The organism is Desertihabitans aurantiacus (assembly GCF_003344635.1).
Taxonomy (GTDB): domain Bacteria; phylum Actinomycetota; class Actinomycetes; order Propionibacteriales; family Propionibacteriaceae; genus Desertihabitans; species Desertihabitans aurantiacus.
Genome location: NZ_QPKK01000288.1, coordinates 1 through 4,506 on the forward strand (window position 1 = coordinate 1; position 4,506 = coordinate 4,506).

At 73.2% G+C, this 4,506-nt stretch carries 6 protein-coding genes and 1 pseudogene; 6 read left to right on the forward strand and 1 reads right to left on the reverse strand.

The window, feature by feature from the left end; genetic code table 11:
* Positions 1-186: hypothetical protein (locus DVA66_RS21750; RefSeq protein WP_232822041.1), on the reverse strand; the 186-nt coding region annotated here is incomplete at its 3' end.
* A gap of 97 nt (positions 187-283) precedes the next feature.
* Here DVA66_RS21750 and DVA66_RS17420 point away from each other — a divergent pair.
* The 6 genes and pseudogenes from DVA66_RS17420 to DVA66_RS17440 form a co-directional block, all read left to right on the forward strand.
* The gene (locus DVA66_RS17420; protein WP_114561197.1) at positions 284-1,642 is read left to right on the forward strand and encodes a cryptochrome/photolyase family protein; all 1,359 of its coding nucleotides are present in this window, start codon (positions 284-286) and stop codon (positions 1,640-1,642) included.
* 268 nt (positions 1,643-1,910) lie between these two features.
* A complete protein-coding gene (locus DVA66_RS17425; protein WP_114561198.1) occupies positions 1,911-2,894 on the forward strand; it encodes a hypothetical protein in 984 nt (327 codons plus the stop codon).
* Positions 2,855-3,004 (forward strand): annotated as a pseudogene (locus tag DVA66_RS22145) (hypothetical protein); the annotation flags it as partial. The gene DVA66_RS17425 and the pseudogene DVA66_RS22145, both read left to right, overlap by 40 nt.
* A gap of 9 nt (positions 3,005-3,013) precedes the next feature.
* A complete protein-coding gene (locus DVA66_RS17430; protein ID WP_114561199.1) occupies positions 3,014-3,799 on the forward strand; it encodes an aldo/keto reductase in 786 nt (261 codons plus the stop codon).
* Positions 3,800-3,838: 39 nt separating this feature from the next.
* Positions 3,839-4,189 (forward strand): bifunctional 3-phenylpropionate/cinnamic acid dioxygenase ferredoxin subunit, encoded by a 351-nt coding sequence (locus tag DVA66_RS17435; protein WP_114561200.1) that lies wholly within the window; start codon positions 3,839-3,841, stop codon positions 4,187-4,189.
* Positions 4,186-4,506 (forward strand): FAD-dependent oxidoreductase (locus DVA66_RS17440; RefSeq protein ID WP_198671899.1); only part of this gene is annotated, 321 nt, incomplete at its 3' end. The genes DVA66_RS17435 and DVA66_RS17440, both read left to right, overlap by 4 nt.

The following is a 4,506-nucleotide window of genomic DNA, read 5'->3' on the forward strand; positions in this document are numbered from 1 at the left end:
CGCCGCAGACGCCGACGGGGCGTGCTGGGCCGACGGGGCGGACGAGGGCTCGGCCGACGGGGCGGACTGCCCGGGCTGTGCCGACCCGGACCGACCGGAGGAACCGACAGGAGCGGTGAACAGCGGCGGCGCGTCGTCCGACGGGCCCGGCTGGAGGTGGTGCGGGTTCTGCTCGGAGGAGGTCATGACCACAGCACACGCGCGCATCCTGTGCGTCTGCTGTGCCCGGCCTGATCCGGTGCTACGAGATCGGCCGCGGTACCCGCGGCGTAGGTTCGCAGCTGTGAGCACCTCGCTGATGTGGTTCCGCCGCGACCTGCGCCTGTCCGACCACCCGGCGCTGGCGGTGGCTGCCGGCTCGGGCGCGGTGCTGCCCGTCTTCGTGCTCGACCCGCGGCTGCTGGCCACCGCCGGCCCGGTCCGCACCTCCTGCCTGCTGCAGGCGCTGGACGCCCTGCGCCGCGCCACCGACGGCGCGCTGGTGGTCCGCACCGGCGACCCCGCCACCGTGCTGCCCGACCTGGTCGCCGAGATCGGCGCGGAGGCGGTGCACGTCACCGGGGAGACCACCCCGTTCGGACGCCGCCGCGACCGCACCGTCGAGGCCGCGCTGGACGTCCCGCTGGTCACCACCGGCAGCCCGTACGCCGTCACCCCCGGCCGCCTCCGCAACGCCGGCGGCGACCCGTTCCAGGTGTACAGCCCGTTCGCCCGGGCCTGGCGGGAGCACGGCTGGCCCCCGCCGGCGGCCACACCGCGGGTGCGCTGGAGCCGCCGCGTCGACAGCGAGGAGCTGCCGCCCAGCCCCCTCGCCGGCGTCGAGGACGCCCCCGAGCTGCCGGTCTGCAGCGAGCAGGCGGCCCAGGAGCGGCTGAGGGCCTTCCTCGACGACGGCCTGGCCGACTACGCCGAGCACCGCGACCGGCCCGACCTCAACCGGACGTCGGAGCTGTCGATGCACCTCAAGTACGGCACCGTGCACCCGCGCACCGTCCTCGACGGGCTGACCGGCATCGACGCCCGCAGCCGGGCGGCGAAGGGGGCGGAGAAGTTCGCCGGCGAGCTGGCCTGGCGCGACTTCTACGCCGACGTGCTGTGGCACCACCCGCGCTCGGCCTGGCAGGACCTCCGTCCCGCCCTGCGCGGCATGCGCTACGACGAGCCGGACGCCACCTTCGACGCCTGGCGCGCCGGACGCACCGGGTTCCCGCTGGTGGACGCCGGCATGCGCCAGCTGACCGCGGTGGGGTGGATGCACAACCGGGTGCGGATGGTCACCGCCAGCTTCCTCACCAAGGACCTGCACATCTGGTGGCCCTACGGCGCCCGGCACTTCATGGACCACCTGCGCGACGGAGACCTCTCCTCCAACAACCACAACTGGCAGTGGGTCGCCGGCACCGGCACCGACCCCTCGCCCTACTTCCGCATCTTCAACCCCGTCACCCAGGCCCGCCGGTTCGACCCCCAGGGGGACTACGTCCGGCGCTGGGTGCCCGAGCTGCGCCACCTCGAGGGCGCGGCGGTGCACGAGCCGTGGACGGCGTCCGACGGTGCCGCGCACGGCTACCCCGAGCGGGTGGTCGACCACGCCGCCGAGCGGGCCGAGGCGCTGGCCCGGTACGAGGCGGTCCGGGGCTGACCCCGTCCAGCCGGCCGCGCCCGGCGCGTCAGGTGAACCCCACCTTGCGAGTGGTTCACACGCCGTCGACGGGCAGTCGGACTCTCGCGCACGTTCCAAAGGATCGGCTGAGAGGCATTGACCCCCAGCCGTCTAGACCCATACGTTCTCAAAGCGTGGGCAACACCCCCACACGTCGTCAGGTGGAGAGCTGTCGGGGTCCATGGCTCGAGCCGCGAAGAACTTCTCGACGTGGCGACACGTCCCTGTCCCAATGCATGGAGGAAGCATGAAGAAGAAGTTGTTCGCCCTCGCGGCGGCAGCCGGTGTCGTGGCTGGTTCCAGCTTGATCTGGGCTGCCCCCGCGAGCGCCGACATCGTCAGCCGCTGCGTCGGCGAGGCCGGTGCCGTCACCGTCCCGGGTGACCTGGTCATCCCCGCCGGCCGGGCCTGCACGCTGACCGGCACCACCATCCAGGGCGACGTGCGCGTGGCCAACGGTGCCGACCTGGTCGCCACCGACATCACCGTCGAGGGTGACGTCATCGGCCAGGAGAACAGCTACGCCGAGCTGACCGACTCCGAGGTCGCCGGCCAGCTGAACCTGCGGACCGCCTTCGGCACCTACCTCGACGGCACCGAGATCGCCGGCAACCTGGTGACCCGCGGCACCGATGAGATCGCCGGTGGCTCGATCCTCACCGCCGACACCACCGTCGGTGGCAACGTCGTCTCCAACGGCGGCGAGGTGCTGCTCGAGACCTCCGACGTGGCCGGCAACGTGAACTCCAACGGCTCCTACTACACCGACCTGTACGAGACCTGGGTCGACGGCACCGTCACCGTCCGTGGCAACGAGCTCGGCAGCATCAACTGCGCCGTGGTCGTCCAGGGTCGCGCGCTGTTCGCCGACAACGCCGGTCCGGTCCAGCTCGGCAGCGACGGCCCGGAGACCTCCTGCGAGGGCACCAGCTACTGGGGCGCCAACGTCACCGCCAGCGGCAACACCGGCGGCGTGACCGTGGACAACAACATCGTCAACGGCAACGTGGCCCTCAACGGCAACGACCCCGTCGCCACCGTCGGTGAGAACAACGTCGTCCGCGGCGAGGTGCGTGGCGACTTCGAGGAGTCCGCCCCGGAGGCCGCCGCCCAGCGGATGGCTGTCGCCGAGGCCCCGGAGACCCGGGCCGACGCGCTGCAGAAGAAGTTCGAGGAGCGCACCGGTGCGGCCGAGGTCGAGGCCGAGAAGGCCGGCGCCGCCAGGCTCTGAATCCGCTCCGCCTGACCGAGCAGGCCCGGACGTCGACGACGTCCGGGCCTGCTCGCGTCTGCGGCCGCTTCCCGGGGCTGGGTGAGGACCGCCGCGACCCATCGGGTTGACTGGGGCCCATGACGAGCAGCTCCTACGCCGAACCGGCGGTCGACCTCGACGGGCACCGCATGCCGCTGCTGGGCTTCGGCACCTGGCAGATCAGCGACGCGGACGCCGCCGAGGTGACCGGTACCGCCCTCGAGCTCGGCTACCGCCACATCGACACCGCGACCGGCTACGGCAACGAAGCCGGCATCGGCCGGGCCCTGGCCGCCTCCGGGCTGGCCCGGGACGAGGTCTTCGTCACCACCAAGCTGCCCCCGGAGAACGCCGGCCGGGAGCGCCAGACCATCGAGGAGAGCCTGGCCAAGCTCGGCCTGGACTCCGTCGACCTCTGGCTGGTGCACTGGCCGCCGAACAAGCAGGCCTCGCCGGAGGTCTGGGCCGAGGTGGTCCGCGCCCAGTCCGACGGCCTGGCCACCCGGATCGGGGTGAGCAACTACTCGCTGGAGCAGATCGACGAGCTGACCCGAGCCACCGGCGTCACGCCCGCGGTCAACCAGATCCGCTGGAGCCCCTCGATCTACGACGCCGCCACCGTCGCCGGCCTGTCCGAGCGCGGCGTGGTGCTCGAGGGCTACAGCCCGTTCAAGGCCTCCGACCTCGACGACCCGACCCTGCGTGAGGTCGCCGAGGCCCACGACGCGACGCCGGCGCAGGTCGTCGTGGCCTGGCACATCGCCCACCAGTTCGTGGTCATCCCCAAGTCCTCCCGCCGCGAGCGGATCGAGTCCAACGCCGCCGGCGCGCGGATCGAGCTCACCCCGGAGGAGGTCAGCCGCATCGATGGCCTCGCCAGCTGACTCCCGCACCCGTCGTAGCGCCGGCCAGGAGGAGGTGCGGTGAGCGAGGGCATCAAGGTGGCCACGGTGGACGAGCTGGCCCCGGCCGAGGCGAAGGTGGTCGACGCCGCCGTCGTCGGCACCGGTGACGACATCGCGCTGTTCCGCGACGAGGACGGCACCTTCTACGCCCTCGACGACACCTGCTCCCACGAGGAGGCCTCGCTGGCCGAGGGCTGGATCGAGGACTGCACGGTGGAGTGCCCCCTGCACGCCGCCCGGTTCTCCTTCACCACCGGCCGGCCGCTCAGCCTGCCCGCCACCCAGCCGGTGCGCACCCACCGCGTCGAGGTGCGCGGCGAGGACGTCTACCTCTTCCCCGGCGAGCCGGCCGAGGCGCCCGCCCCGTGAGCGACCGGCTGGTCGTCGTCGGCTCGGGGCTGGCGGCGGTCGGGCTGGTCACGGCGCTGCGGGCCGGCGGCTCGACCGCCTCGATCACCGCCTGGGAGGCTGCCGCCCACCCCGGCGAGGACCGTCCGCCGCTGAGCAAGGGCTACCTCGCCGACCCCGCGACCCCGGTCGAGCTGCAGCCCGACGGCTGGTGGGAGGGCCACGGCGTCCAGCGCCGCCACGGCGTCCCGGTGGTCGCGGTCGAGCGCGGCGGCGACGGGTTCGTCGTGACGGACGCCGACGGCCGGAGCGAGGCGGCGGACACGGTGGTCCTCGCC

Bases quoted from the DNA above. Each gene is read 5' to 3' on its own strand.
- DVA66_RS17425 (WP_114561198.1), top strand. From the start codon at position 1,911: ATGAAGAAGAAGTTGTTCGCCCTCGCGGCGGCAGCCGGTGTCGTGGCT.
- DVA66_RS17430 (WP_114561199.1), top strand. From the start codon at position 3,014: ATGACGAGCAGCTCCTACGCCGAACCGGCGGTCGACCTCGACGGGCAC.